Source organism: Pseudomonas saponiphila (assembly GCF_900105185.1).
Lineage (GTDB): Bacteria > Pseudomonadota > Gammaproteobacteria > Pseudomonadales > Pseudomonadaceae > Aquipseudomonas > Aquipseudomonas saponiphila.
The window spans coordinates 2,715,113-2,740,284 of the sequence record NZ_FNTJ01000001.1; the positions used below are offsets into that span (position 1 = coordinate 2,715,113).

At 67.3% G+C, this 25,172-nt stretch carries 19 protein-coding genes; 15 read left to right on the plus strand and 4 right to left on the minus strand.

Features of this window, described 5'->3' with window-relative positions; genetic code table 11:
- Positions 1-9: 9 nt before the first annotated feature.
- Positions 10-333: an isochorismate lyase gene (locus BLV47_RS12685; RefSeq protein ID WP_167365656.1), complete on the plus strand. Its 324-nt coding sequence runs from the start codon at positions 10-12 to the stop codon at positions 331-333.
- Entirely contained in the window at positions 326-1,750 is a 1,425-nt protein-coding gene (locus tag BLV47_RS12690) for an isochorismate synthase (RefSeq protein WP_092314023.1), read from the plus strand. The genes BLV47_RS12685 and BLV47_RS12690 overlap by 8 nt, the downstream gene beginning before the upstream one ends.
- Positions 1,751-2,044: 294 nt before the next feature.
- On the opposite strand, the gene BLV47_RS12695 is transcribed toward BLV47_RS12690, so the two are convergent.
- Positions 2,045-3,016: an alpha/beta hydrolase gene (locus tag BLV47_RS12695; RefSeq protein ID WP_092314025.1), complete on the minus strand. Its 972-nt coding sequence runs from the start codon at positions 3,014-3,016 to the stop codon at positions 2,045-2,047.
- Positions 3,017-3,217: 201 nt separating this feature from the next.
- On the opposite strand from BLV47_RS12695, the gene BLV47_RS12700 reads away from it, so the two are divergent.
- Together BLV47_RS12700 and BLV47_RS12705 are read left to right on the plus strand one after the other, a co-directional pair.
- A complete protein-coding gene (locus tag BLV47_RS12700; RefSeq protein ID WP_092314027.1) occupies positions 3,218-4,189 on the plus strand; it encodes a bifunctional helix-turn-helix transcriptional regulator/GNAT family N-acetyltransferase in 972 nt (323 codons plus the stop codon).
- 203 nt (positions 4,190-4,392) lie between these two features.
- Positions 4,393-5,400, plus strand: a complete 1,008-nt coding sequence (locus tag BLV47_RS12705) for a zinc-dependent alcohol dehydrogenase family protein (protein ID WP_092314029.1) — start codon at positions 4,393-4,395, stop codon at positions 5,398-5,400.
- Between the two features lie 82 nt (positions 5,401-5,482).
- Here BLV47_RS12705 and mhpT read toward each other — a convergent pair whose 3' ends face one another.
- Complete coding sequence (gene mhpT / locus BLV47_RS12710) at positions 5,483-6,694, minus strand: 3-(3-hydroxy-phenyl)propionate transporter MhpT (protein WP_092314031.1); 1,212 nt, start codon at positions 6,692-6,694, stop codon at positions 5,483-5,485.
- A 332-nt stretch (positions 6,695-7,026) separates the two neighbouring features.
- Here mhpT and BLV47_RS12715 point away from each other — a divergent pair, with 332 nt between their 5' ends.
- Positions 7,027-8,349 carry an OprD family porin gene (locus BLV47_RS12715; RefSeq protein ID WP_092314033.1) on the plus strand — a complete coding sequence of 441 codons (1,323 nt, stop codon included), beginning with the start codon at positions 7,027-7,029 and terminating at the stop codon, positions 8,347-8,349.
- 54 nt (positions 8,350-8,403) lie between these two features.
- On the opposite strand, the gene BLV47_RS12720 is transcribed toward BLV47_RS12715, so the two are convergent.
- Positions 8,404-8,892, minus strand: a complete 489-nt coding sequence (locus BLV47_RS12720; RefSeq protein WP_092314035.1) for a MarR family winged helix-turn-helix transcriptional regulator — start codon at positions 8,890-8,892, stop codon at positions 8,404-8,406.
- A 206-nt stretch (positions 8,893-9,098) separates the two neighbouring features.
- Here BLV47_RS12720 and BLV47_RS12725 point away from each other — a divergent pair, with 206 nt between their 5' ends.
- The 6 genes from BLV47_RS12725 to BLV47_RS12750 all read left to right on the plus strand — a co-directional run bounded on the left by BLV47_RS12725 (position 9,099) and on the right by BLV47_RS12750 (position 18,402).
- Positions 9,099-9,929: a p-hydroxycinnamoyl CoA hydratase/lyase gene (locus BLV47_RS12725; protein ID WP_092314037.1), complete on the plus strand. Its 831-nt coding sequence runs from the start codon at positions 9,099-9,101 to the stop codon at positions 9,927-9,929.
- 104 nt (positions 9,930-10,033) lie between these two features.
- The gene (locus BLV47_RS12730; RefSeq protein WP_092314039.1) at positions 10,034-11,482 is read left to right on the plus strand and encodes an aldehyde dehydrogenase; all 1,449 of its coding nucleotides are present in this window, start codon (positions 10,034-10,036) and stop codon (positions 11,480-11,482) included.
- Between the two features lie 114 nt (positions 11,483-11,596).
- Positions 11,597-13,480 carry a feruloyl-CoA synthase gene (locus tag BLV47_RS12735; protein ID WP_092317213.1) on the plus strand — a complete coding sequence of 628 codons (1,884 nt, stop codon included), beginning with the start codon at positions 11,597-11,599 and terminating at the stop codon, positions 13,478-13,480.
- A complete protein-coding gene (locus tag BLV47_RS12740) occupies positions 13,477-14,718 on the plus strand; it encodes a thiolase family protein (RefSeq protein ID WP_092314041.1) in 1,242 nt (413 codons plus the stop codon). The genes BLV47_RS12735 and BLV47_RS12740 overlap by 4 nt, the downstream gene beginning before the upstream one ends.
- 57 nt (positions 14,719-14,775) lie before the next feature.
- Complete coding sequence (locus BLV47_RS12745; RefSeq protein WP_092314043.1) at positions 14,776-16,530, plus strand: acyl-CoA dehydrogenase; 1,755 nt, start codon at positions 14,776-14,778, stop codon at positions 16,528-16,530.
- Between the two features lie 549 nt (positions 16,531-17,079).
- Entirely contained in the window at positions 17,080-18,402 is a 1,323-nt protein-coding gene (locus tag BLV47_RS12750) for an MFS transporter (RefSeq protein WP_092314045.1), read from the plus strand.
- A 34-nt stretch (positions 18,403-18,436) separates the two neighbouring features.
- Here BLV47_RS12750 and BLV47_RS12755 read toward each other — a convergent pair whose 3' ends face one another.
- The gene (locus tag BLV47_RS12755; RefSeq protein ID WP_092314047.1) at positions 18,437-19,333 is read right to left on the minus strand and encodes a LysR family transcriptional regulator; all 897 of its coding nucleotides are present in this window, start codon (positions 19,331-19,333) and stop codon (positions 18,437-18,439) included.
- A gap of 115 nt (positions 19,334-19,448) precedes the next feature.
- Here BLV47_RS12755 and mdlC point away from each other — a divergent pair, with 115 nt between their 5' ends.
- The 4 genes from mdlC to BLV47_RS12775 all read left to right on the plus strand — a co-directional run bounded on the left by mdlC (position 19,449) and on the right by BLV47_RS12775 (position 25,096).
- The gene (gene mdlC / locus BLV47_RS12760) at positions 19,449-21,035 is read left to right on the plus strand and encodes a benzoylformate decarboxylase (RefSeq protein WP_092314049.1); all 1,587 of its coding nucleotides are present in this window, start codon (positions 19,449-19,451) and stop codon (positions 21,033-21,035) included.
- An 83-nt stretch (positions 21,036-21,118) separates the two neighbouring features.
- Positions 21,119-22,552, plus strand: coding sequence for an MFS transporter (locus BLV47_RS12765; RefSeq protein ID WP_092314051.1), 1,434 nt, complete (start codon positions 21,119-21,121; stop codon positions 22,550-22,552).
- A complete protein-coding gene (locus BLV47_RS12770) occupies positions 22,549-23,472 on the plus strand; it encodes a ketopantoate reductase family protein (protein WP_092314053.1) in 924 nt (307 codons plus the stop codon). The genes BLV47_RS12765 and BLV47_RS12770 overlap by 4 nt, the downstream gene beginning before the upstream one ends.
- A gap of 148 nt (positions 23,473-23,620) precedes the next feature.
- A complete protein-coding gene (locus BLV47_RS12775; protein WP_092314055.1) occupies positions 23,621-25,096 on the plus strand; it encodes an aldehyde dehydrogenase family protein in 1,476 nt (491 codons plus the stop codon).
- Positions 25,097-25,172 lie beyond the last annotated feature (76 nt).

Here is a 25,172-nt window from a genome sequence, read left to right on the forward strand (position 1 = left end):
GACCTTCATATGAAGACCCCCGAGCAGTGCAGCGGCCTGGACGATGTCCGCTGCGGTATCGATGCCATGGACCGGCAGATCATCCAGGCCCTCGGCCAGCGCCTGGCCTACGTCAAGGCGGCGGCCCAGTTCAAGCCGACCGAGGACAGCATCGCCGCCCCGGAGCGGGTCGCGGCGATGCTCCCGCAACGCCGGCAATGGGCCGAACAGGCGGGCCTGGACCCGATGTTCGTGGTGCCGCTGTTTGCCCAGATCATTCACTGGAATATTGCCCAGCAAGTGCGCCACTGGCGCTTGCAGCACGGGCTTGAGCAGGGAGCCGGCGATGAATGAGTCGTGCCTGTCCGGGTTGACCCGGGCCCTGCAGCAAGGTCAAGCCCGGGCCCGGCGGGAGGGCCGGGCGGTGCTGGTGGTGTTCAGCCTGGCCGCTGAACGCCTGCAGCCGCTGCGACTGTTCGCCGCCAACCGCCAGGTGTTCGGCCAGAGCCTGTTCTGGTCCAGCGACCAGGGCGCCCTGGCCCTGGCTGGGTTTGGCTGCACCGAGGAAATCAGCCCGCCGTCGGCGGAGCGCTTTGGCGCCAGCACCCGGGCCTGGCGTCAATTGCTGGAGCGAGCCCATCAAGTGGGGCCGCGCCAGGCCTACCTGTGTGGCGGGTTCGCCTTTGACCCCCAGGTGCCACGCAGCGCCCAGTGGCAGTCGTTTGCCAGCACCTCCCTGGTGCTGCCGCGCCTGCTGCTGCTGTGCGAAGGCGAGCAGCAGCACTGGCTGTTCAGCCTGTGGGTCGAGCCCGGCGCCGATGTCGCCCAGTGCGCCGCGGCCCTGGAGGCGGAATGGAGCCTGCTGCTGGCGCGCTATCAGCACGCCCCGGCGGCGCAACTGCCCGCCGGGATCGAGGCCGAGGCCGACCCCCAGGCCGCCGAACGCTGGCAGGACTGCGTGGCCCAGGCGATTGCGCGAATCCAGGGTGGCGAGTTGAACAAAGTGGTGCTGGCCCGGGAAGTCTGTCTGCAGGCGAGCCGCAACATTCCCTGCGGTCCGTTGCTGGAAAACCTCGGCGCGGCCTATCCCCAGGCTTTCCTGTTCGCCTTCAGCCGTGGCGACAGCTGCTTTCTGGGCGCCAGCCCCGAGCGCCTGGTGCGGGTGGCCCGGGGCACCTTGAGCACCGTGGCCCTGGCCGGCACTTGCGCCCGCGGCCAGCATGAACAGCAGGATGCGGAACTGGGCCAGGCCCTGCTGGACAGCGCCAAGGATCGCCACGAACACGCCCTGGTGGTGCAGACCCTGCGTGAATCCCTGCAACCCTACTGCGCCATGCTGGAAATTGCGCCGCAGCCGCAGCTGCATCGCCTGGCTCACGTCCAGCACCTGCTGACCCCGGTACTGGGGCGCTTGCGGCCCCAGGTCGAGCTGTTGCAAGTGGTGGACGCCCTGCACCCGACCCCGGCGGTGGGCGGCCTGCCGCGAGGCGCGGCCCTGGGTTACATCCGCGAGCACGAGCAACTGGACCGTGGCTGGTACGCCGCGCCGGTGGGCTGGCTGAACGCCGAGGGTGATGGCGAGTTTGCCGTGGCCTTGCGCTCGGCGCTGATTCGCGGCAACCGGGCGCACCTGTTTGCCGGCTGCGGCATCGTCGGCGAGTCGGACCCTGCGAGCGAGTACCAGGAAACCTGCCTGAAGCTGCGCACCATCGGCGAGGCCCTGCACCCGGTAGCGGCCAGCACCTACGAGAAGCGCGGCCTCTCCCTGTAGCCGGCTTTGCGGACCGCTTCGCTGGCAAGCCAGCTCCTACGTGGGAGATGGGGTGTTTTGCTGTGGGGGCTGGCTGGCCGGCGAAGGCGATTTTGCGGGCCGCTTCGCTGGCAAGCCAGCTCCCACGTGGGAGGTGGGGTGTTTTGCTGTGGGGGCTGGCTGGTCGGCGAAGGCGATTTTGCGGGCCGCTTCGCTGGCAAGCCAGCTCCTACGTGGGAGGTGGGGTGTTTTGCTGTGGGGGCTGGCTGGCCGGCGAAGGCGATTTTGCGGGCCTCTTCGCTGGCAAGCCAGCTCCTACGTGGGAGGTGGGTGTTTTGCTGTGGGGGCTGGCTTGTCGGCGGAGGTGGTGGTCGGGCCGGCGATGTGCTGGCCGGGCTTGGCCCGCAGCAGGGCGTTGATGGCCTGGCCGTAGTCCTTGCCTGCCAGGCTCATGCTGTTGTTGTGGGTGCCGCCGGGCACCAGCAGCAGTTTTTTCGGCTCCAGCGCAACCTTGAACAGTTCCTTGCTCAGGCGCGGTGGTACGTAGTCGTCTTTCAGGCCATGCACCACCAGCAGCGGCATGCCGATGTCGCGGATCTTGTCGAGGGAATCGAACTTCTGCGACAGCACCCAGCGCACCGGCAGCGAGGTCTTGGTCACCGCCTGGGCGGCATCGGCCAGGGTGGTGAAGGTGGATTCGACGATCAGTCCGCGGGCGGCAATCGGTGCGTTGTCGCGGGCGGCCGTGCGTCCCAGTTCGGCGGCCAGGTCGATGGCCACCGCACCGCCAAGGGAATGGCCGTAGATCAGGCGCTTGCCGGCGTCGGGCTGCAGCAGCTTGAGCCGCTCCCAGGCGATGCGCGCGTCTTCATACACGCTGCTTTCCGAGGGCAGGTCGCCGTGGCTCTGGCCGAACCCCCGGTAGTCGATGGCCAGCACCGAGTAGCCCAGGGCGTGCAGTTGCTCGATGCGAAACAGCTGGCCGGTGAGGTTCCAGCGCACCCCGTGCAGGTAGAGGATCGCCGGGGCGTCGGCGCGGGTGGCCGGCCACCACCAGGCGTGGATGTTCTGCCCGGCCTTGAAGCTTTGCGGCTTGAGTTCCAGTTCCTGCACCGTGCCGGGCAGGCCGCGATACCAGCCGGCGGTGCCGGGCTCGATGCGAAACACCAGCTGGCGTTCCTGGTGTTGGAGCACCGCGCAGCTCACCGGCAGGCCGACGATCAGTGCGGCCAGGCACAGCAGGGGAAACCAGCGACGGTGCAGGCGCTGGAACAGGCTTGGGGACATGGAGGGCTTCACCGCAGGACAAACGATAGGGCGTTTTAACAGATGTCCCGGCACGGCTGTAGCCCTTTCGGCGCTGCGGTCGGCGCAATGGGTTAGCCAGTATTTCGCCGGCCAGGGCGCAGGAAGTGCTTGAAACAGGCGGTTGATCGGCTATATGGTTGTACGCTACAACTAAAACGATCCGTGCCGAGGTGCTGCGCCATGCCTGTCGAATCCTCCGAGCTCATCCAGCAACTGCGCCAGGCCTCGCGGCAGATGGTCCGCGAGCTGGGCTTCATGCAGGCCACCCTGGCCGCCACCGACTACCCGCCCTCGGCGGTGCACGCCCTGCTGGAGATCGGCCAGGGCCATGCCGTGACCGGCGGTGATCTGGTGACACTGCTGGGGCTGGAGAAATCCAGCGTCAGCCGGCTGGTGCGCAAGCTGGTGGAGGCGGGCGAGATCAGCGAACAGGCCGACGCCCGGGATGCCCGCTCCAAGCGCCTGCAACTCAGCGCCCAGGGACGCCGGACCCTGGCCGGTATCGAGCGTTTCGCCCAGGCCCAGGTGGCCGCGGCCCTGGGGCACCTGAGTGCGGACCAGCAGCGTCGTGCCTCGACGGGCATCGCCGACTACGCCCGAGCATTACGTGCGGCGCGCCTGGGCGAGGTGCCCGAGGCGCCCGAGGGCTGGTCCATCGCTCGCGGCTACCGCCCCGGGGTGATTGGCCGCATTGCCGAAATGCATGCCCGTTACTACGCGGACCTGGCAGGTTTCGGTCAGCCGTTCGAGAGCCTGGTGGCGCGGGACATGGCCGAGTTGATGGGACGTTTGCACAACCCGCGCAATGAGGTCTGGGTGGCATTGCGGGGCGAGCGGATCGTCGGGTCCATCGCCATTGATGGGGAAGGCGAGGGCGACGAGGCGATCCTGCGGTGCTTCATCCTCGACGCTGCCGCGCGCGGCCAAGGTCTGGGCCGGCGGTTGCTGGTGGAGGCCCTGGCGTTCTGCGACCAGTGGGGCTTTGCCGCCACTCTCTTGTGGACCTTCAAGGGCCTGGACGCGGCGCGGGCATTGTATGAGGAGCAGGGGTTTGTGCTGGTGCAGGAGCAGGTGGGCGAGCAGTGGGGCGCGGCGGTGACCGAGCAGTGTTTTGTCCGAGCGAGGCGGGCGGAACGCGACACAATCCGCTGAGCGCTGTAGCCGCTGCTGAGCCCGCGAAACTGCGCAAAGGTCCGCAGGGCTTTGCTTGGCGGTTTCGAGTCGAGCCTGTGGCGCCACTGAAAGCCTGCGCAGCCGTTTGCAGTCGTTCGCAGCCTTCGGCAGCGGCTACAGATCGCCGGCATTGGTGGTAGGGTTAGCCCCCCGAAGATTACCGATCTGTGGAGACACCCCCCATGCAAGCCATCAAGCTCAGCCTGCCGGCATCCCTGGACAACCTGAAAACCGTGGAACTGGCCGATCCCGGGCAACCCGGTGCCGGGCAGATCCGCGTGCGCCTGCATGCCTGTTCGCTGAACTTCCACGATTACGCCGTGGTCACCGGCGCGTTGCCCACCGCCGATGGGCGGATTCCCATGGCCGACGGCGCCGGGGTGGTGGAAGCGGTGGGCGAGGGCGCCAGCGAGTTCAAGGTCGGCGACGCGGTGGTGTCCTGTTTCTTCCCCCATTGGCACGACGGCGGTCCGGCGATTGCCGATTTCAGCACCACCCCGGGCGATGGCGTCGACGGTTACGCCCGTGAAGTGGTGATCCAGCCCAGCCACTGGTTCACCCATACGCCCAAGGGCTACAGCCATGCCGAAGCCGCGACCCTGACCACCGCCGGCCTGACCGCCTGGCGCGCGCTGGTGGTGGATGGCGCGCTCAAGGCCGGGGAAACCGTGCTGGTGCTGGGCACCGGCGGGGTGTCGATCTTCGCCCTGCAACTGGCCAAGGCCATGGGCGCGACGGTGATTGCCACCTCGTCCTCGGACGCCAAGCTGGCCAGGGTGCGCGAACTGGGGGCCGACCACACCATCAACTACCGCACTCAGCCTGAATGGGGCAACGAGGTGCTCAAGCTCACCGGCGGTCGCGGCGTCGATCACGTGGTGGAAGTCGGCGGCCCGGGCACCTTGCCGCAGTCCATCACCGCTTGCCGTATCGGCGGGCATATCGCCCTGATCGGCGTGCTCACCGGTTGGGCCGGGCCGGTGCCGACGGCGGCGCTGATGGCCAAACAGCAGCGCCTGCAGGGCTTGATCGTCGGCAGTCGCCAGCAGCAGATCGATATGGTCCGCGGCCTGGAAGCCACCGGCATCAAGCCGATCATCGACAGCACCTTCCCCCTGGCGGATATCGCCAAGGCCTTCGCTCATGAAGCCTCGGGCGCGCACCTGGGGAAAATCTGCCTGACGTTCTGAGGCGTTGATCGCGGCGACACCCGGGTTGGACCGGGGGTCGCCGCAGCCCAGGTGTGGCGTTGGCCCGCATGGCCGCCTCGGCTCAATGCACCGGTTTGAGTTGGGCAGTAGCGTCGGCGCGAGCGACGACGCTGAGGATCGACAGCGCCGCGATGACCAGGCCCGGGGAGGTGGCCAGCAGGACCCCGGCGGTGCCGGCGCCGGCAGCGAGGATCTGCCCGGCGGCCAGGGGCCCGGCCACCGAGCCCAGGCGGCCGATGGCCACGGCAGCACCGACGCCGGTGGCACGCACCGCGGTCGGGTAGGAGGGCGGCGCCAACGCGTAGAGCACCAGCTGGGCAGCCATTACGAACAGCCCGGCGGCAAACCCGGCCATGGCCATGGGCGCAATGCCCACCGACAGCCCGACCCCGGCCAGCGCCGCCAGCAACCCGGCATAGACGAACAGCACCACCTTGAGGCCGTTGCAGCGGTCCAGCAGCAGGCCGCCGAGCAGCGAGCCAAGAGCGCCGCCAATGTTGAACAGCATCTGCACCAGGCCCGCCTGGGGTTTGCTGAAGCCCTGTTCGAGCAGCAGCGACGGCAGCCAGTTGAGCAGCATGTACATCACGGTCAGGGTGAAGAAGTAGCTCAGCCACAAGGCCAGGGTGGTGCGTGCGCGCCCCTCGCCGAACAGCGCCTGGGCGGTCGAGGCGCGGCGGCTGCCGACGCTCGCGGTGTGTTGACGAAAGGCGCTGGATTCCGGCAGCAGCCAGGCCATCAGCGGCACCACCAGCAGCGGCGCCAGGCCGCCGATGATGAAGGTGGTCTGCCAGTGTTCGCTGGAGAACATCGCCACTACCGCCGCCAGCGCGCCACCCAGGGGCACGCCGCAATACATGACGCTGATCGCCGTGCCCCGGCGCTGTTCGCTCACCGCTTCGGCGCACAGGGCGATCAGGTTGGGCAGCGCCGCGCCCAGGCCCAGGCCGGTCATGAAGCGCACCAGCAGCAGGCTCGAATAACTTTCGACGTAGGCCGTGCACAGCGAAAACAGGCCGAACAGCAGCACCGCGCCGACCAGGATCTTCTTGCGTCCGATACGGTCGGCGACCCAGCCGCCGAAGAAGGCCCCGGGTAGCAGGCCGATGATCCCGGCGCTGAACACCCAGCCCATCATCTTCGGGTCCAGGGCAAAACTCTGGCGCAACCCGGCGGCGGCGGTGCCGGCCGCCTGCAGGTCGAAGCCCTCGATCAACGCGACGATAAAGCACAAAGCAATGGTCAGCGTCGAACGACGCGATGGACTGTCCATGGGCAAACCTCATTGTTGTTTTTGTTGTGGTGGCCAGCCGCACGCTGGCGCTGAATGCGCCGGCGTTGCTGGCTGGTGATTAAGATAACAAAGCTAACTAAAAAATGAATAGAGCCTTTATTTTTGCCGATAAATGCAAATAAGTTCATTTAAAACAGATAGTTAAACCATCAATCAGGATTCTAAGTAAAAATAGATAATATTATTAATGTTCGATTATCGGTCATTTACGGTTGACGTAAGGCTTGAGCTGTTTCCATTCTCTGCTCGCGACGTTGGCTGCCAGGCCCGCGTTCGACACCTAAAACAACAACAAAAAATGGACATCGGACATGCCAAACCTCCCCACCAACGCCGTTGCGTCGGCGTCAGCTTCCTGTGTGCCCAGTCTGCATCGGAGGCTGCTCCTGGCCTCGCTGGGCCTGAGCCTGTTGCCCGCTCCACTCTGGGCGGCGGGTTTTATCGACGACAGTCACGGCACCCTGACCCTGCGCAATTACTACCTGGATCGCGACTACAAGGACGATGGGGCGAAGACCGCCGCGCGGGAATGGGCCCAGGGTTTCATCATGAACGTGGAGTCGGGGTTCACCGAGGGCACTGTCGGCTTTGGCCTGGATGTGCGCGGGCTGCTGGGGGTCAAGCTCGATTCCTCGCCGGACCGCAGCGGCACCGAACTGCTGCCGGTTTCTGCCCGCGACAAGCGCGCCGCCGATGAATACTCGCGGCTGGCGCCCACCGCCAAACTGCGCTTTGCCCAGACCACGGTGAAGACCGGCGATGTCTCGATCTTCCTGCCGTTCGCCTTTGCCAGCCCGTCGCGCCTGTTGCCGCAGACCTTTCGCGGCACCACCTTGAGCTCCAAAGACATCGACGGCCTGACCCTCAACACCGGCTATATCGATCGCATCAACAAGCGCGACTCCACCGACTACCAGGCCATGACCATTGCCTCGCCCAACCGGCGTTTCAATGCCACGGCCAGCACCTCGCACCTGGCCTACCTGGGGGGCGATTACCAGGTCAACAAGGACTTGAGCCTGCGCGCCTACCACGCCGAAGTGGCTGATCTCTACCAGCAAGACACCTTGGCCCTGCTGCATAACCTGCCCCTGGGCGATGGCGTGCTGAGCAGCGACCTGCGCAGTTTTTTCAGTCGTGAAGACGGCAGTGCCAAGGCCGGCCGGGTCGACAACCGCAACCTCTCGGCGCTGCTGGGCTACAAGTTCGGCGGGCACCGGCTGAGCCTGGGCTACATGCATTCCAGCGGCGCCACGGCCACGCCCTACATCTCCGGCACCGAGTTGATGGGCATGAGCGAGCTGACCATGAGTTCGGACTTTCTCAATGCCAAGGAGCGCACCTGGCAAGCCATCTACGACTATGACTTCGCCGCCTCCGGCCTGCCCGGGCTCAAGGGCCGGCTGCGTTACGTGCGCGGTGACAACATCGAGCTGGCGGCCTTCAATGCCCAGGACCGCAAGGAGCGCGAGTTTCAGATGGAGTTGGGCTACGTGCTGCAGAGTGGCCCGCTGAAGAACCTCGGGCTGGTGGCGCGCAAGTCGATCTACCGCAATGACTTCCCGGCGGGCGCGGCGTTTCGCGATGAAAACCAGACCCGCTTCCTGGTGCTCTACACCTTGCCGATCTGGTAAGCCCGCAAGCCCCTTGCTGCGTCAGCGTGCCGGCCCTGTGCCGGCACCTTGGCTTCAGTCCTGGTAAACCTTTTTCAGCAGGCGCAGCAGCTCTTCGCGTTCCTCGGTGCTCAAGGCCGAGGTGGCGTCGACGTCGCTTTGCGCGGCGATCTGCTTGAGCTCCTTGAGCAGGGTTTCGCCGGTCTTGCTCAGAAAGATTCCGTAGGAGCGCTTGTCCGGCTTGCAGCGCACCCGTACCGCCAGCGCGCGGCTTTCCAGTTTATTGAGCAGGGGCACCACTTGCGGTGGCTCGATGGCCAGGGCGCGAGCCAGGTCGGCCTGCATCAGCCCCGGGTTGCTGTCGATGATCGCCAGGGCCGAGAACTGCGCGGGGCGCAGGTCGTGGGTCGAGAGCCGGCCGATCAGGTTCTGGAACAGCTTGAGCTGGGCGCGACGCATGGCGTAGCCAATCAGTTCGTCGAGTGCCGAATCCAGCGGCGCCTGGACCTCGGCGTTGGCGGGTGGGGCCTCGCGCGGGTCGGCGAGGGGAGCGGGCTTGGCCATGACGAAAACATCCTGGGTCGGTTAACAAGGCTATCCAGTTTGCCGAGATCGGCCGCTGATGGCTACGTTTGCCTGTGTTGGCAGGCGTTGTTGAAGGAATTTTCCAGGGCTGAGGAAATGGCTAATAAAATTAATAGTTAATTGACATAACTAATTTTGCGGTTTAATTTCGATCCATCTTCAAGCCAGAACAAGAGAGCATCGCCATGAGCAACTACGAAGGTCGCTGGACCACGGTCAAGGTCGAAATCGAAGAGGGCATTGCCTGGGTCACCCTCAATCGCCCGGAAAAACGCAACGCCATGAGCCCGACCCTGAACCGGGAAATGATCGACGTGCTGGAAACCCTGGAGCAGGACCCGGCCGCCGGCGTGCTGGTGCTGACCGGCGCCGGTGAAGCCTGGACCGCCGGCATGGACCTCAAGGAGTACTTTCGCGAGGTGGACGCCGGCCCGGAGATCCTTCAGGAAAAGATCCGCCGCGAGGCCTCCCAGTGGCAATGGAAGCTGCTGCGCATGTACGCCAAGCCGACCATTGCCATGGTCAACGGCTGGTGCTTCGGCGGTGGCTTCAGCCCGCTGGTGGCCTGTGACCTGGCGATCTGCGCCGACGAAGCGACCTTCGGCCTCTCGGAAATCAACTGGGGCATCCCGCCGGGCAACCTGGTGAGCAAGGCCATGGCCGACACCGTGGGTCATCGCCAGTCGCTGTACTACATCATGACCGGCAAGACCTTTGGCGGGCAGAAAGCCGCCGAGATGGGCCTGGTCAACGAAAGCGTGCCCCTGGCGCAATTGCGTGAAGTCACCCTCGAGCTGGCGCGCAACCTGCTGGAGAAAAACCCGGTGGTGCTGCGCGCCGCCAAGCATGGCTTCAAGCGCTGCCGCGAGCTGACCTGGGAGCAGAACGAAGACTACCTGTACGCCAAGCTCGATCAGTCGCGCCTGCTGGACACCGAAGGCGGCCGCGAGCAGGGCATGAAGCAGTTCCTCGACGACAAGAGCATCAAGCCCGGCCTGCAGGCGTATAAACGCTGAGCCCGGTGGGCGAACGGCGGGCCCATCCCGCTGTTCGCCAGGCCCTGGCATTACTGCTACACCGCTGTGCTGCATTCCCGACAAAGACAACAAGAGGAATCACCATGCTGGACGTGCCCCTGCTGATCGGTGGCCAGTCGCGCCCCGCCGGCGACGGTCGAACCTTTGATCGCTGCAACCCGGTGACTGGCGCGGTGGTATCGCGCGTGGCCGCCGCGACCCTGGACGATGCCGACGCCGCCGTGGCCGCGGCCCAGGCCGCATTCCCCGCCTGGGCGGCCCTGGCCCCCAACGAACGTCGCAGCCGCCTGCTCAGGGCCGCCGAGCAATTGCAGGCACGCAGCGACGAATTCATCGCCGCCGCCGGCGAGACCGGGGCCATGGCCAACTGGTACGGCTTCAACGTGCGCCTGGCGGCCAACATGCTGCGCGAAGCGGCGTCGATGACCACCCAGATCAACGGCGAAGTCATTCCCTCGGATGTGCCCGGCAGTTTCGCCATGGCCTTGCGCCAACCCTGCGGCGTGGTGCTCGGTATCGCCCCGTGGAACGCCCCGGTGATCCTCGCCACCCGGGCCATCGCTATGCCCCTGGCTTGCGGCAACACGGTGGTGCTCAAGGCCTCCGAGCTGAGCCCGGCGGTGCACCGGCTGATCGGCCAGGTGCTGCAGGATGCCGGCCTGGGCGATGGCGTGGTCAACGTCATCAGCAATGCCCCGGCCGATGCCGCGGCGATTGTCGAGCGGCTGATCGCCAACCCGGCGGTGCGCCGGGTCAACTTCACCGGTTCGACCCATGTCGGGCGGATTGTCGGCCAGCTCGCGGCGCGCCACCTCAAGCCGGCCCTGCTGGAGCTGGGCGGCAAGGCGCCGCTGCTGGTGCTGGACGACGCCGACCTGGATGCGGCGGTCGAGGCCGCGGCGTTTGGCGCCTACTTCAACCAGGGACAGATCTGCATGTCCACCGAGCGCCTGATCGTCGATGCCAAGGTCGCCGATGCCTTCGTCGCCAAGCTGGCGGCCAAGGTCGCGAGCCTGCGGGCCGGCGATCCGACGGCTGCGGATTCGGTGCTCGGCTCGCTGGTGGATGCCAGCGCCGGCACGCGGATCCGGGCGCTGATCGACGATGCCCTGGAGCAGGGCGCGCGACTGGTGGTCGGCGGGCAACTGGACGGCAGCATCCTGCAGCCGACCCTGCTCGACGGCGTCACCGAGTCGATGCGCCTGTACCGCGAGGAGTCCTTCGGTCCGGTGGCGGTGCTGCTGCGTGGCCGCGGCGATGAAGAGCTGTTGCGTCTGGCCAACGATTCCGAGTTCGGCCTGTCGGCGGCGATTTTCAGCCGCGACACCGGGCGCGCCCTGGCCCTGGCGCAACGGGTCGAGTCGGGTATCTGCCATATCAACGGGCCCACCGTGCACGACGAAGCGCAGATGCCGTTTGGCGGCGTCAAGTCCAGCGGCTACGGCAGTTTTGGCGGCAAGGCCTCGATCGAGCACTTCACCCAATTGCGCTGGGTCACCTTGCAGCACGGCCCGCGGCACTACCCGATCTGATCCGTCGCCACGGGCCAGGCACAACAATAACAAGGCCGCAGCCACCGGCTGTCACGCTTGCCCGCTGTCGTCCTGGGGGCGCGGCGCCGGCGTGCCTTGATGGAGGACATGTACGTGAGTTCCGAATTCAGAGCGCCACTTTCATCCGTGGCCGAGCCGCCGCGTTATCGCCAGGTGTCGATTGGCCGGCCAGCGGTGGCCGTCAGCGAGGAGCAGGGGGTGTTGCACATGCGCTCCCTGGAACCCCTGGCGCCCTTGCCCGAGCGCCTGCTCGATCGCCTGGTGCACTGGGCCCGGGTGCGTCCCGAGCAGACTTTCATTGCCGCCCGCGAGGCCGGCGGCGACTGGCGCCGGGTCAGCTATGGGCAAATGCTCGACAGCGTGCGCGCCATCGCCCAGGGCCTGCTCGGCTACGGGTTGTCGGCCGACAAGCCGCTGGTGCTGCTCTCGGGCAATGACATCGAACACCTGCAACTGGCCCTGGGTGCGATGTACGCCGGGATTCCCTATTGCCCGGTGTCGCCGGCTTATTCGCTGCTGTCCCAGGACTTTGCCAAGCTGCGTCACGTCTGCGATCTGCTGCAGCCGGGGCTGGTGTTTGTCAGCGACGCCGGCCCTTACCAGCGCGCCATCGACGCGGTGCTGCCGCCCGAGACGCCGCTGATCTGCGTGCGTGGCCAGGTGCCGGGGCGGCGCCTGGCGAGCTTTGCCAGCCTGCTGGCCGAGCCCGCTGGCGCCGAGGCCGATGCCGCCTTTGCCGCCACCGGCCCGGACAGCATCGCCAAGTTTCTCTTCACCTCGGGTTCGACCAAGCTGCCCAAGGCGGTGATCACCACCCAGCGCATGCTCTGCGCCAACCAGCAGATGCTGTTGCAGACCTTTCCGGTGTTCGGTGAACAGCCGCCAGTGCTGGTGGACTGGCTGCCGTGGAACCACACCTTCGGCGGCAGCCATAACGTCGGCATCGTGCTCTACAACGGCGGCAGTTTTTACCTCGACGAGGGCAAGCCCACGGCTCAGGGCTTCGCTGAAACCTTGCGCAACCTCAAGGAGATCTCGCCCACCGCCTACCTGACCGTGCCCAAGGGCTGGGAGGAGTTGGTCAACGCCCTGGAGCAGGATGCCGAGTTGCGCGAGTGCTTCTTCAAGCGCATGAGCCTGTTCTTCTTCGCCGCTGCCGGGCTTTCGCAAAGTGTCTGGGATCGCCTGGACCGGGTGGCCGAGCAGCACTGCGGCGAACGCATCCGCATGATGGCCGGGCTGGGCATGACCGAGGCCGCGCCGTCCTGCACCTTCACCACCGGGCCGCTGTCGATGGCCGGTTACATCGGCCTGCCGGCGCCGGGTTGCGAAGTGCGCCTGGTGCCGGTGGCCGGCAAGCTCGAAGGGCGTTTTCGCGGGCCGCACATCATGCCCGGCTACTGGCGCGCGGCGCAGCAGACCGCCGAGGTGTTCGACGCCCAGGGCTACTACTGCTCGGGGGATGCGCTCAAGCTCGCCGACCCCCAGGACCCGCAACTGGGGCTGATGTTCGACGGGCGCATCGCCGAGGATTTCAAGTTGTCGTCCGGGGTGTTTGTCAGCGTCGGCCCGCTGCGCAATCGCGCGGTGCTGGAAGGTTCGCCCTATGTCCAGGATCTGGTGGTGGCCGCGCCGGACCGTGAGTGCCTGGGGGCCCTGGTGTTCCCGCGCCTGTATGAATGCCGACGGCTTTCTGGCTTGCCCGCCGAGGCCAGCGATGCCCAGGTGCTGGCCAGCGCGCCGGTGCGCCAGTGGTTCGGCGACTGGTTGCAGCGCCTGAACCGCGAGGCCAGCGGCAATGCCAGCCGCCTGGAGTGGATCGCCCTGCAAGTGGAGCCAGCGTCCATCGACCGCGGGGAAATCACCGACAAGGGCTCGATCAACCAGCGCGCGGTGTTGCAGTGGCGCGCCGAACAGGTCGAGAACCTGTATCGCGGCCGCGAGCCGTCGATCCTGCGCGCCGGGCCCAAGCCATGAGTGGCGTCGGGCAGTACAGCGAGTTTGCCGATGTGGCGATCCTGGAGGCGTTGCGCACGCCCTGGGTCGACCTTGGCGGGGATCTGGCCGAGATCTCGCCGATCGATCTGGGGATCAAGGTCGGGCGCGAGGTTCTGCTGCGCGCCGGCATCGATGCCCGGGCGGTGGACAGCGTGCTGGCCGGGTCCATGGCCCAGGCCAGTTTCGACGCCTACCTGCTGCCCCGGCACATCGGCCTGTACAGCGGCGTCGGGCAGGCGGTGCCGGCCCTGGGGGTGCAGCGCATCTGCGCCACCGGTTTCGAGCTGCTGCGTCAGGCGGCTGAGCAACTGCGCGGCGAGGTGCAACTGGCGTTGTGCGTGGCCAGTGAATCGATGTCGCGCAACCCGATTGCCGCCTACACCCATCGCGGCGGCTTTCGCCTGGGGGCGGCGGTGCAGTTCAAGGACTTTTTATGGGAGGCGCTGTACGACCCGGCGCCGGGGCTGGACATGATCGCCACCGCCGACCATTTGGCGCGGCGTTATGGCCTGACCCGCGAAGCCGTGGATGAATACGCCCGTGCCAGCCACCAGCGGGCCCTGGCCGCCCAGGAGGCAGGTTGGTTCGCGGCGGAAATCGTCGCCGTGAGCCAGCAGACCTTCGAGCTCGACGGCTACCAAGCGCGCGGCATTCGCCTGCCGCGGGGTGTCGAGACGGTCAGCCAGGACAGCCATCCGCGCCCCAGCGAGCGGTTTGCCCTGGCGCGACTGCGGCCGATCCACGAGGGCGGGGTGCAGACCGCCGGCAACAGCTGCGCGGTGGTTGATGGCGCGGCGGCGGCCCTGGTCGGGCGGGCGTCGGCGTGCAAGGACAGGCCCCTGGCGCTGTTGCGGGCCAGCGCCGTGGTCGGGGTGGCGCCGGAGTGCATGGGCATTGGCCCGGCCCCGGCGATCCGCCTGCTCCTGCAGCGCAGCGGGCTGAGCCTTGGGCAGATCGACCGCATTGAAATCAACGAAGCCCAGGCGGCCCAGGTGCTGGCTGTGGCTCGCGAGCTGGAACTGGACAGTGATCGGCTGAATGCCCGGGGCGGCTCCCTGGCCCTGGGCCACCCGTTGGCCGCCAGCGGCCTGCGCCTGGTGCTGACCCTGGCCCGGCAACTGCGCGAGCACAACCTGCGCTACGGCATCGCCGCCGCCTGCGTGGGGGGCGGCCAGGGCATGGCGCTGCTGATCGAAAACCCGGCCTGGCGCGCCTGAGTTCCAGCGCCCGCCGCTCCCCGGCGGGCCTTTTTTTCCATCCGATGAGGTGTCCCCATGTGGAGCTACCAGGCGCCGCTGCGCGATATGCAATTTGTCCTTGAACACTGGCTGGAGGCGCCCGAAGCGTGGCGCCGGAACCCGGCGTTCGCGGCGCTGGACCTGCCCCTGGCGCTGCAGGTGCTGGAGGAGGCCGCGCGTTTCAGCCAGGGCGTGCTGGCCCCGCTGAACGCCAGTGGCGACCGCCAGGGCTGCCAGTGGGTGGACGGGCAGGTCAGCACCCCGCAGGGTTTTGCCCAGGCTTATCGGGCCTATGTCGAGGGCGGCTGGCCGGCCCTGGCCTGTGCCGAGGCCCTGGGTGGCCAGGGCCTGCCGCAGTTGCTGGACGCGGCGCTGCAAGAGATGCTCTACGCCAGCAACCATGCCTGGGCCATGTACACCGGCATCGCCCACGGCGCCTACCTGTGCCTCAAGACCCATGGCGCGCCCTGGCTCCAGGAGCGCTACTTGCCTGGGATCATCAGCGGCGCAAGCCTGCCCACCATGTGCCTGACCGAGCCCCAGGCCGGCAGTGATGTCGGCCTGCTGCGCTGTCGGGCCGAGCCGCAAGCCGATGGCAGCTATCGCCTGAGCGGCAGCAAGTTGTTCATCTCCGGTGGCGAGCACGACCTCACCGCCAACATCCTGCACCTGGTGCTGGCCCGGTTGCCGGACGCGCCCGAGGGCAGCCGGGGGATCTCGCTGTTCCTGGTGCCCAAGCGCCTGGAGCGGGGCCAGGACAACGGCGTGCGCTGCGACGGCATCGAGCACAAGATGGGCATCAAGGGCAGCGCCACCTGTGCCCTGGTGTTCGAGGCGGCCCAGGGCTGGTTGGTGGGTGAGGCCAATCGCGGTCTGGCGGCGATGTTCGTGATGATGAATTCGGCGCGCCTGCACGTTGGCCTGCAAGGCCTGGGGCATGTCGAAGCGGCCTGGCAGAACGCCCGGGACTACGCCGGCGAGCGCCAGCAGATGCGCGCGCCATTGCGGCCCGCCGGTGTCGCCGCCCAGGCCGCCGACCCGATTCGCTACCACCCGGCCATGCGCCGTGTGCTGCTGGAATTGCGCGCCACCAGCGAAGGCTTGCGGGCCATCGGCTACTGGGCCGCGCATCTGCTGGATCAGGCCGAGCATCACCCCGAACCGCGGGTCCGGCACCAGGCCGATCAGCTGGCGCAATTGCTGACGCCGATCATCAAGGCGTTCTTTACCGAGCAGGGCTTTCGCCAGGCCAGCAACGCCTTGCAGGTCTTCGGCGGCTACGGCTACGTCGCCGAGTTCGCCATCGAGCAGACCCTGCGCGACAGTCGCATCGCCATGATCTACGAAGGCAGCAACGAGATTCAGGCCAACGACCTGCTGTTGCGCAAGGTGCTGGGGGATGGCGGGCAGGGCTTCGCGCTGTTGCTTGAGCAACTGCGCGATGAGGCCGGGCAGGGCGCCGCCGTAGCCGAATGCGCGGGCTTTGCCCGGCCGTTGGCGGAGCTGGCCGAGGCGTTGCAGGCATTGGTGGCCGAGGTGCAACAGTGGGCGCTGGAGGATGCCGAGTACCCGTATCGCGCGGCGGGGGATTTTCTCGCCTTGTGTGGCCTGAGCCTGTTGGCGCTGGCCTGGGCCCGGGCGGCCCGGGTGTCGCGCAGGCTGCCCGAGAGCGACCCGCTGCGGGGGGCCAAGCTTGCGACGGCGAAGTTCTTTTTCAGCTACCTGTTGCCCCAGGTCGAACAGCGAATGACGGCGGTACGCAGCGCCCGGGCGGAGTTGGCCTTTATCTGAGGTGATGCAGGCTATTGGATCCAATATTGTGGCGAGGGAGCTTGCTCCCGCTGGGGTGCGCAGCGCCCCCCATCTGCGGCCTCCGAGCGTTTTCAGGCCCGGCGCGCCAGCAGTCTTTGCGCTGGCTGCACCATCGAACGGGAGCAGGCTCCCTCGCCACAGGCTTGCTTGGCAATGAGCCTGGTAGTGGGGCTCAGCGCGTGCCTGAACGGTGCTGGTCGATAATCGCCCGCTAATCCCGATGCCTTGTCGGGCACCTAAGCATTTGATCCCTATGGAAATTAACCCCGAGCATGGTGGGCCTGGGGCCCTTTGCTCAGCCATTTCAACCCGTTTCTCTCTTGTTATTGGATCCATTAGGCGTTTTATTGGCGGCCTGGCGATGGCAGGAGCCCTCCTGACCGTCCGTAATAAAAACAACAAAAAGGGTTTCGTCATGAATGTCTTATCGACGGCGTGCAGCCGCCTGGCTGGCGCGCGCTGGCTTTCTGCGTGCACAGGTTCGCTGGCTGTTGCGCTTCGGCTTGTAGCCGAATGGCAGGTGCGCCCATGAACCACGATCTCAAGCAACGGCTCGAACAGGGGCCGATGGGCGCCTTCCAGTGCCTGGCGATCGGCATCTGCATCGTCCTCAACATGATCGACGGCTTCGATGTGCTGGTGATGGCCTTCACCGCCGCCTCGGTGTCCGCCGAGTGGCAACTCAACGGTGCGCAGATCGGCCTGCTGCTCAGTGCCGGGTTGTTCGGCATGGCCGGCGGTTCGCTGTTTATCGCGCCCTGGGCCGACCGCTTCGGTCGCCGGCCACTGATTCTGGGCTGCCTGTTGCTGTCCGGTGTCGGCATGCTGCTTTCGGCCATCAGCCACAGCCCGTTGCAACTGGCGCTGTTGCGCGGCCTCACCGGGCTGGGCATCGGTGGCATCCTGGCCAGCAGCAACGTGATCGCCGCCGAATACGCCAGCCGCCGCTGGCGCGGGCTGGCGGTGAGCCTGCAATCCACCGGCTATGCCCTGGGGGCGACCCTGGGCGGTTTGCTGGCGGTGTGGCTGCTGAGCCATTGGGGCTGGCGCTCGGTGTTTGTGTTTGGTGGCATCGTCACCTTGCTGGTGATCCCCCTGGTGCTGCTCTGGCTCCCTGAATCCCTGGACTTTCTCCTGGCCCGGCGCCCGGCCGATGCGCTGTTGCGGGTCAATCGCCTGGCCCGGCGCCTGGGCCACCCGCCGCTGGCGCGGTTGCCCGCCGCGGCGCTGCGCGAGGAGGGCGCCGGCAGCGGCTTCGGCCAGCTGTTTGCCGGGCCGATGCGGCGCACCACGCTGCTGATCTGGCTGCTGTTTTTCCTGGTGATGTTCGGCTTCTACTTCGTCATGAGCTGGACCCCGAAACTGCTGGTGGCCGCCGGGCTTTCGGCGCAGCAGGGGATCACCGGCGGGGTGCTGCTGAGTGTCGGCGGGATCTTCGGCGCGGCGCTGATCGGCGGCTTGTCTTCGCGCTGGCCGCTGACCCGGGTGCTGTCGCTGTTCATGCTGCTCACCGCCGGGCTCCTGGTGCTGTTTGTCGGCAGTGCCTCGTCGATTGCCGCGGCCCTGGGCCTGGGGCTACTGATCGGGCTGTTCGCCAACGGCTGCGTGGCCGGGCTCTACGCCTTGTCGCCGGCGGTCTACGACGCTTCGGTGCGGGCGACCGGGGTCGGTTGGGGAATTGGCATCGGGCGCATTGGCGCGATTGTCTCGCCCACGGTGGCCGGGGTGCTGCTGGATGCCGGCTGGCAGCCGCTGCACCTGTACGGGGTGTTTGCCGTGGTGTTCGTGCTGGCGGCGGCTTGCCTGTTGTTGCTGCGCCCGGCGCCGCAGAGGCAGGCGGCCCTGGCCTAGGGCCGCGGAGCTGGAGGCGCCTGCGGGCGCCGCTTCAAGACTGGCCGTCGATGATCGCCGCGGCCACGGTCTGGCGGAACCAGGTCAGGGCGGCGGAGCTGTCGCTGTTGGGGTGCCAGTGCAGGGACACCTCGAACTCCCCCACGGGGAACGGCAGTTCCAATTGCCGCAGGCCGCCTTCGAGGGTGAACAGGCGGGCGATCTGCGCCGGCAGCACCGCCAGCAGGTCGGTGCCGGGCAGGACCTTGGGCAGCACCGAGAAGTGCGGCACCTGCAGGCTGATGCGGCGCTTGGCGTTCATCTGCTTGAGCACGTCCTCGACGTTGCCGTGGCCGCTGGTGCGGGTCACGGCGATGTGCCGCTCGGCGAGGAACTGTTCCAGGCTCAGGTGCTGGCCGATGCGCGGGTGGCGGTCGCTGAGCAGGCACACGTAGCGCTCGCGGATCAGTACCTGGCTGCGGGTGCCGGTCAGGGGCTTGCGGCAGATCAGCGCGTCGACCTTGGCGCTGCCGAGCCATTCGCCGGCCTGATCCACCTGCAGCGGCAGGACTTCGACTTCGGCCTCCGGTGCCTGCTGGTTCAGGCGCGCCAGGATCAGCGGCAGAAAGCCCATTTCGCCGAGATCCGAGAGGGCGATGCGAAAGCGCCGCTCGGTGGTCGCCGGGTCGAAGCGCCGGGTGCTGTGTACGGTGTTTTCGATCCGCGTCAGGGATTCGCGCAGCGGCGGGTACAGCTCATCGGCCAGTTGGCTGGGCTGGATGCCGTCGCGGCTGCGGCTGAACAGACCGTCGTCGAACAGCTCCCGCAGCCGCGCCAGGGCGTAGCTGACCGAGGGCTGGGTGACGAACAGGCGCTCGGCGGCCAGGGTCACGCTGCGGGCTTCGTAGAGGGTGACGAAGGTGCGGATCAGGTTCAGATCGATGTGGCTCATGGTGCCTCATGGATATAGATGGATCTTATTTTAGATAGAAATAGTATCGATTTGATCAATTTCGGTGCGGCTGCAAGAGTACCCCAAATTCTAAAAAGCAGCGGCCAAGGTCCTTATGAAAACCGTCCATAGCGCTTCCTATGACATCCTCCGGCAACACGGCCTGACCACGGTGTTTGGCAACCCGGGTTCCAACGAACTGCCCTTTCTCAAGTGCTTTCCCGAAGACTTCCGCTACATCCTCGGCCTGCATGAAGGCGCGGTGGTCGGCATGGCCGACGGCTTCGCCCTGGCCAGCGGCCAGCCGGCCTTCGTCAACCTGCATGCGGCGGCCGGCACCGGCAACGGCATGGGCGCTTTGACCAATGCCTGGTACTCCCACAGCCCGCTGGTGATCACCGCCGGCCAGCAGGTGCGCTCGATGATCGGCGTCGAGGCCATGCTGGCCAACGTCGATGCGCCGCAGTTGCCCAAGCCGCTGGTCAAGTGGAGCCATGAACCGGCTTGCGCCGAGGATGTGCCCCGAGCCTTGAGCCAGGCCATCCACATGGCCAGCCAGGCGCCCAAGGGCCCGGTGTACCTGTCGATTCCCTATGACGATTGGGCCCGTCCGGCGCCGGCCGGGGTCGAGCATCTGGCCCGGCGCCGGGTGGCCAGCGCCGGGTTGCCCACGGCGGCGCAATTGCGCGATCTGGCGCAGCGTCTGGTGGCGGCGCGCAACCCGGTGCTGGTGCTGGGGCCGGATGTGGATGGCAGCCAGAGCAACCATCTGGCGGTGCAACTGGCGGAAAGACTCGGCATGCCGGCCTGGGTCGCGCCGTCCGCCTCCCGTTGCCCGTTCCCGACCCGCCACCCGAGCTTTCGCGGGGTGCTGCCGGCGGCCATTGCCGGCATCAGCCGCTGCCTGGCGGAGCATGATCTGATCCTGGTGGTGGGTGCCCCGGTGTTCCGTTATCACCAGTTCGCCCCGGGGGACTACCTGCCCGAGGGTACCGAGCTGCTGCACATCACTTGCGACCCTGGCGAAGCGGCGCGCGCGCCGATGGGCGATGCGCTGGTGGGGGACATCGCCGAAACCTTGCAGGCCCTGGTCGGGGCGCTGCCGGAGTGCGACCGGCCACAGCCGGCGGCCTTGCCGGCACCGGCGCCGGAGGAGGAAAGCGGCGGCCTGCTGCGCCCGGAAACCGTGTTCGATGTGATCAACGAGCTGGCGCCCAAGGACGCGATCTATGTCAAGGAATCCACCTCCACCGTCGGCGCCTTCTGGCAGCGGGTGGAGATGCGCGAGCCCGGCAGCTACTACTTCCCGGCGGCTGGCGGCCTGGGCTTCGGCCTGCCGGCGGCGGTGGGGGTGCAACTGGCCCGGCCCGAGCGGCGGGTGATCGGGATCATCGGCGACGGCTCGGCCAACTACGGCATCACCGCGTTGTGGACCGCCGCCCAGTACCAGATCCCGGTGGTATTCATCATTCTCAAGAACGGCACTTACGGCGCCTTGCGCTGGTTCGCCGAGGTCCTGCAGGTCGATGACGCGCCGGGACTGGACGTGCCCGGCCTGGACTTCTGTGCCATCGGCCGCGGCTATGGCGTGCACTCGGTGCAGGCCAACACCCGCGAGGAATTTGCCGAGGCCCTGGGCATGGCCCTGGCGGGCCAGCGCCCGGTACTGATTGAGGTGCCGACCCTGACCATCGAACCCTGAAGACCGCCTTGTCGCCGGGCCTGGCGACAAGGCCTTGCCAACCGCAACCTGCGGACTCACCAGAAGAATAAAAAGAGGTGGCTATGAACACGACTTCGGTTACAGCAGCGATCGATCATGCGCCCCAACCGGCGCGTTCGACTTCCAACCACGCCGATATCGGCACCTTGCTCGACCATGGCCCCTTCACCGGCATGCAGAAGCTGGTGGTGCTCCTGGCCGCGCTGTCCATCGTCATGGACGGCTTTGACGGCCAACTGATCGGGTTCGCCATTCCGCTGATGATCAAGGAGTGGGGCATCACCCGCGAGGCGTTCGCCCCGGCGGTGGCGGCCGGGCTCATCGGCATGGGCATCGGCAGCGCTTGTGCCGGGCTGTTCGCCGACCGTTTCGGCCGGCGCATGGCGGTCATCGCCAGCGTGTTCGTGTTCGGCGCGGCCACCTGCGCCATTGGCCTGGCGCCCAATGCGCTGGCGGTGGCGGTGCTGCGCTTTATCGCCGGGCTGGGCATCGGTGGCGCGCTGCCCAGCGCGACCACGGTGACCGCTGAATTCACCCCGGCGCGGCGGCGCACCCTGGCGGTGACCGCGACCATTGTCTGCGTGCCCCTGGGCGGAATGCTGGCGGGGTTGTTCGCGTCCCAGGTGTTGCCGCTGTATGGCTGGCGCACCCTGTTCTTCATCGGTGGCAGCCTGCCCATGGTGCTGGGGCTGGTGTTGCTGGCGACGTTGCCGGAGTCGCCGCGTTTTCTGGCGCGTCGACCGCAGCGCTGGGTCGAGTTGAACGCCTTGCTGGGGCGCATGGGACGGCCCATGGCCCCAGGGGTGAGCTACAGCGATGCCCTGGAGCAGCAGAGCGAGAAGCAGGGCGGTTTCCGCGCCTTGTTCGCCCGGGGCTACGGTCGCGACACCCTGGCCCTCTGGGTGGCCTTCTTCATGTGCCTGACCGCGGTCTACAGCGCCTTCAGCTGGCTGCCGACCATGCTCCTGGCCGAGGGCCTGGAGCTGGCGGTGGCCGGGTCCGGGTTGACCGCCTACAACCTCGGCGGGGTCATCGGCGCGCTGGTCTGTGCGCTGGCCATCACCCGTTGGGGCTCGTTCTGGCCGTTGCTGATCTGCTGTGCCGGCGGCGCGGCCAGCGCCTTTGCGTTGCAGGGGGTGGATATCCATCAGCACACCGGTTTGCTGATCTTCGGCTTCGGCGTGCACGGCCTGTTCGTCAATGCGGTGCAGTCCACCATGTACGCGCTGTGCGCCTTCATCTACCCCACCGGCGTGCGCGCCACCGGCACCGCTTCGGCCCTGGCCTTCGGGCGCCTGGGGGCAATTCTCAGTGCTTTCGCCGGCGCCCTGGTGATCACCCGCGGCGGCGCCGTGGGCTACCTGACGCTACTGGGCTCGGTGATGCTCATGGCCTTGCTCGCGCTGCTGATCGTGCGCCGGCACATCCCCCGGCGCCTGCCGGGCCAGGCAGCAACGCAGTCCTTGAAACGGCCAGTCAATCAGGAGGTTCGATGAACATCACCATTCTCGGCGCGGGCGCCATGGGTTCGCTGTTTGGCGGCCTGCTGGCGGAAAGCGGGCAGCAGGTGACGCTGCTGGACATCAATGACGCGCATCTGGCGGCCATCCAGCGCGACGGCCTGTTGCTGGCCACCGACCACGGTGAGCGGCGCATCAGGGGGCTGAACGCCTGTCGCCCGGAACAGGCCAGCGGGCACCCGGAGCTGTTGCTGGTGTTCACCAAGACCCTGCACACCGACAGCGCCTTGCGCAGCGTGGCCGGGCATATCGCCGGGCACACCCGGGTGCTGACCCTGCAGAACGGCCTGGGCAACGCCGAGGCCCTGTCGCGGCATGTGGCCCCGCAGCAGGTGTTGATCGGCATGACCAACTGGCCGGCCGATCTGCTCGGCCCGGGGCAGGTCCATTCCCATGGCCAGGGCATGGTCCGGGTGCTGGCCCTCGACGAGGCCGAGCGCCAGGCCAGCGCTGAAGTGGCGGCGGTGCTGGACGCGGCCGGGCTCAACTGCGCGGTAGACCCCGAGGTCTGGACCTCGATCTGGAAGAAGGTCGCCTTCAACGCGGCGCTGAACAGCCTGTGCGCGGCCACCGGCTGCACCGTGGGTCAGTTGGGCGCGGCGCCGGAAGGCGTGGCGCTGGCCCGGGCCATCGTCATGGAGGTGGTGGCTGTGGCTGGCTCCCAGGGGATAGTGCTGGATGCCCAGCGCTGCCTGGACAGCGTGGCCTTTGCCATGGACAACCATCGCGGCCACAAGCCCTCGATGCTGCAGGACGTGCTGGCCGGACGGCCCACGGAGATCGGCGCGATCAATGGCCAGGTCGTGGCCCGGGCGCGGGAGGCGGGGGTGGCGGTGCCCCATACCGAAACCCTGCTTGGCCTGCTGCGGCTGATCGAACAACGCGCTGCCGTGTAGGAGCCGGCTTGCCGGCGAAGAGGGCGTTGGGGTTGGTGTTGTTCTGGCGGGCGTCTTCGCTGGCGAGCCAGCTCCTACACGAGCCGGCGCCGGCGGTTTTGCGGGGGATGTATCGGTTTATGAATGCTGTTCCATGAGGAGATTGTTCATGAGTGAAACCAACGCGGTCTATCGCGACCTGCATCTGCAACCCATCGCCGGGCAGTGGCGTGCCGGAGCCGCCGGCAAGACCCTGGCGGTGACCAATCCGTTCGATGGCGCGCTGTTGCTGGAAGTGGCCCAGGCCAACCGCAGCGACCTGGATGCGGCTTATGCCAAGGCCGCCCAGGTGCAGCCGGAGTGGGCGGCCCTGGGGCCGTCGCAGCGGGCGGCGGTGCTGCACCGGGCGGTGGCGATTTTCGATCGGCGCCAGGAGGAAATCGTCGACTGGATCATCCGCGAATCCGGCAGCACGCGGATCAAGGCCCTGGCCGAGTGGGGCGCGGCGCGGGCCATTACCCTGGAGTCGGCGTCGTTCCCGGCGCGGGTTCACGGGCGGATTGTCGAGTCCGATGTGCCGGGCAAGGAAAGCCGGGTCTACCGCAGTGCCCTGGGGGTGGTGGGGGTGATCAGCCCGTGGAACTTTCCGCTGCACCTGACCCAGCGTTCCATCGCCCCGGCCCTGGCCCTGGGCAACGCGGTGGTGGTCAAGCCGGCCAGCGATACCCCGGTGTGCGGCGGCCTGTTGCTGGCCAGGATCTTCGAGGAAGCGGGGTTGCCCGCGGGGCTGTTCAGCGTGGTGGTGGGGGCCGGCAGCGAGATCGGCGATGCCTTTGTCGAGCACCCGGTGCCGGCGTTGATCACCTTCACCGGCTCGACCCCGGTGGGGCGCGGTATCGGCCGTATCGCCAGTGGTGGCGAGCATCTCAAGCACGTGGCCCTGGAGCTGGGGGGCAACAGCCCGTTCGTGGTGCTCGACGATGTCGACCTGGAGCAGGCGGTGAATGCCGCGGTGTTTGGCAAGTTCCTGCACCAGGGGCAGATCTGCATGGCGATCAACCGGATCATCGTCGACGAGCGCCTCTACGAGGCCTTTGCCCAGCGCTTCGTGGCCCGGGTCAAGCAGCTCAAGGTGGGCGATCCGCAAGCGTTGGATACGGTGATCGGCCCGGTGATCAACACCCGTCAGTTGCAGGGCCTGCAGGACAAGATCGCCCTGGCCCGCGAGCAGGGCGCCGAGCCGCTGTACGAGGGCGGGGTGAACGGCAATCTGCTGGCGCCCCATGTCTACGGCGAGGTGCGGGCCGACATGGACCTGGCACGCCATGAAATCTTCGGCCCGCTGGTGGGGCTGCTGCGCGCCCGGGACGAAGCCCACGCCCTGGAGCTGGCCAATGCCAGCGAGTTCGGCCTGTCCAGCGCGGTGTTCACTGGCAGCCTGGAGCGCGGAGTGAACTTCGCCCGCCAGGTGCGCGCGGGCATGACCCACATCAACGATGTGCCGGTGAACGATGAGGCCAACGCGCCTTTCGGCGGCGAGAAGAACTCCGGGCTGGGGCGCTTCAACGGCGACTGGGCGATCGACGAGTTCACCCGCGACCACTGGATCAGCGTGCAACACCGGCCGCGTCAGTATCCCTTCTGACGGGCTGACCTGAGCCCCCCGGCCGCCCTGGCCGGGTTTTTACGCAGCCGAGAATGGACGGGCCGTCTCCGGCCTG

Bases quoted from the DNA above. Each gene is read 5' to 3' on its own strand.
- BLV47_RS12695 (WP_092314025.1), bottom strand. From the start codon at position 3,016: ATGTCCCCAAGCCTGTTCCAGCGCCTGCACCGTCGCTGGTTTCCCCTG.
- BLV47_RS12755 (WP_092314047.1), bottom strand. From the start codon at position 19,333: ATGAGCCACATCGATCTGAACCTGATCCGCACCTTCGTCACCCTCTAC.
- BLV47_RS12725 (WP_092314037.1), top strand. From the start codon at position 9,099: ATGAGCAACTACGAAGGTCGCTGGACCACGGTCAAGGTCGAAATCGAA.
- BLV47_RS12700 (WP_092314027.1), top strand. From the start codon at position 3,218: ATGCCTGTCGAATCCTCCGAGCTCATCCAGCAACTGCGCCAGGCCTCG.
- BLV47_RS12745 (WP_092314043.1), top strand. From the start codon at position 14,776: ATGTGGAGCTACCAGGCGCCGCTGCGCGATATGCAATTTGTCCTTGAA.
- BLV47_RS12765 (WP_092314051.1), top strand. From the start codon at position 21,119: ATGAACACGACTTCGGTTACAGCAGCGATCGATCATGCGCCCCAACCG.
- mdlC (WP_092314049.1), top strand. From the start codon at position 19,449: ATGAAAACCGTCCATAGCGCTTCCTATGACATCCTCCGGCAACACGGC.
- BLV47_RS12740 (WP_092314041.1), top strand. From the start codon at position 13,477: ATGAGTGGCGTCGGGCAGTACAGCGAGTTTGCCGATGTGGCGATCCTG.
- BLV47_RS12775 (WP_092314055.1), top strand. From the start codon at position 23,621: ATGAGTGAAACCAACGCGGTCTATCGCGACCTGCATCTGCAACCCATC.
- BLV47_RS12685 (WP_167365656.1), top strand. From the start codon at position 10: ATGAAGACCCCCGAGCAGTGCAGCGGCCTGGACGATGTCCGCTGCGGT.
- BLV47_RS12730 (WP_092314039.1), top strand. From the start codon at position 10,034: ATGCTGGACGTGCCCCTGCTGATCGGTGGCCAGTCGCGCCCCGCCGGC.
- BLV47_RS12770 (WP_092314053.1), top strand. From the start codon at position 22,549: ATGAACATCACCATTCTCGGCGCGGGCGCCATGGGTTCGCTGTTTGGC.
- BLV47_RS12750 (WP_092314045.1), top strand. From the start codon at position 17,080: ATGAACCACGATCTCAAGCAACGGCTCGAACAGGGGCCGATGGGCGCC.
- BLV47_RS12690 (WP_092314023.1), top strand. From the start codon at position 326: ATGAATGAGTCGTGCCTGTCCGGGTTGACCCGGGCCCTGCAGCAAGGT.
- BLV47_RS12715 (WP_092314033.1), top strand. From the start codon at position 7,027: ATGCCAAACCTCCCCACCAACGCCGTTGCGTCGGCGTCAGCTTCCTGT.
- BLV47_RS12705 (WP_092314029.1), top strand. From the start codon at position 4,393: ATGCAAGCCATCAAGCTCAGCCTGCCGGCATCCCTGGACAACCTGAAA.
- BLV47_RS12720 (WP_092314035.1), bottom strand. From the start codon at position 8,892: ATGGCCAAGCCCGCTCCCCTCGCCGACCCGCGCGAGGCCCCACCCGCC.
- mhpT (WP_092314031.1), bottom strand. From the start codon at position 6,694: ATGGACAGTCCATCGCGTCGTTCGACGCTGACCATTGCTTTGTGCTTT.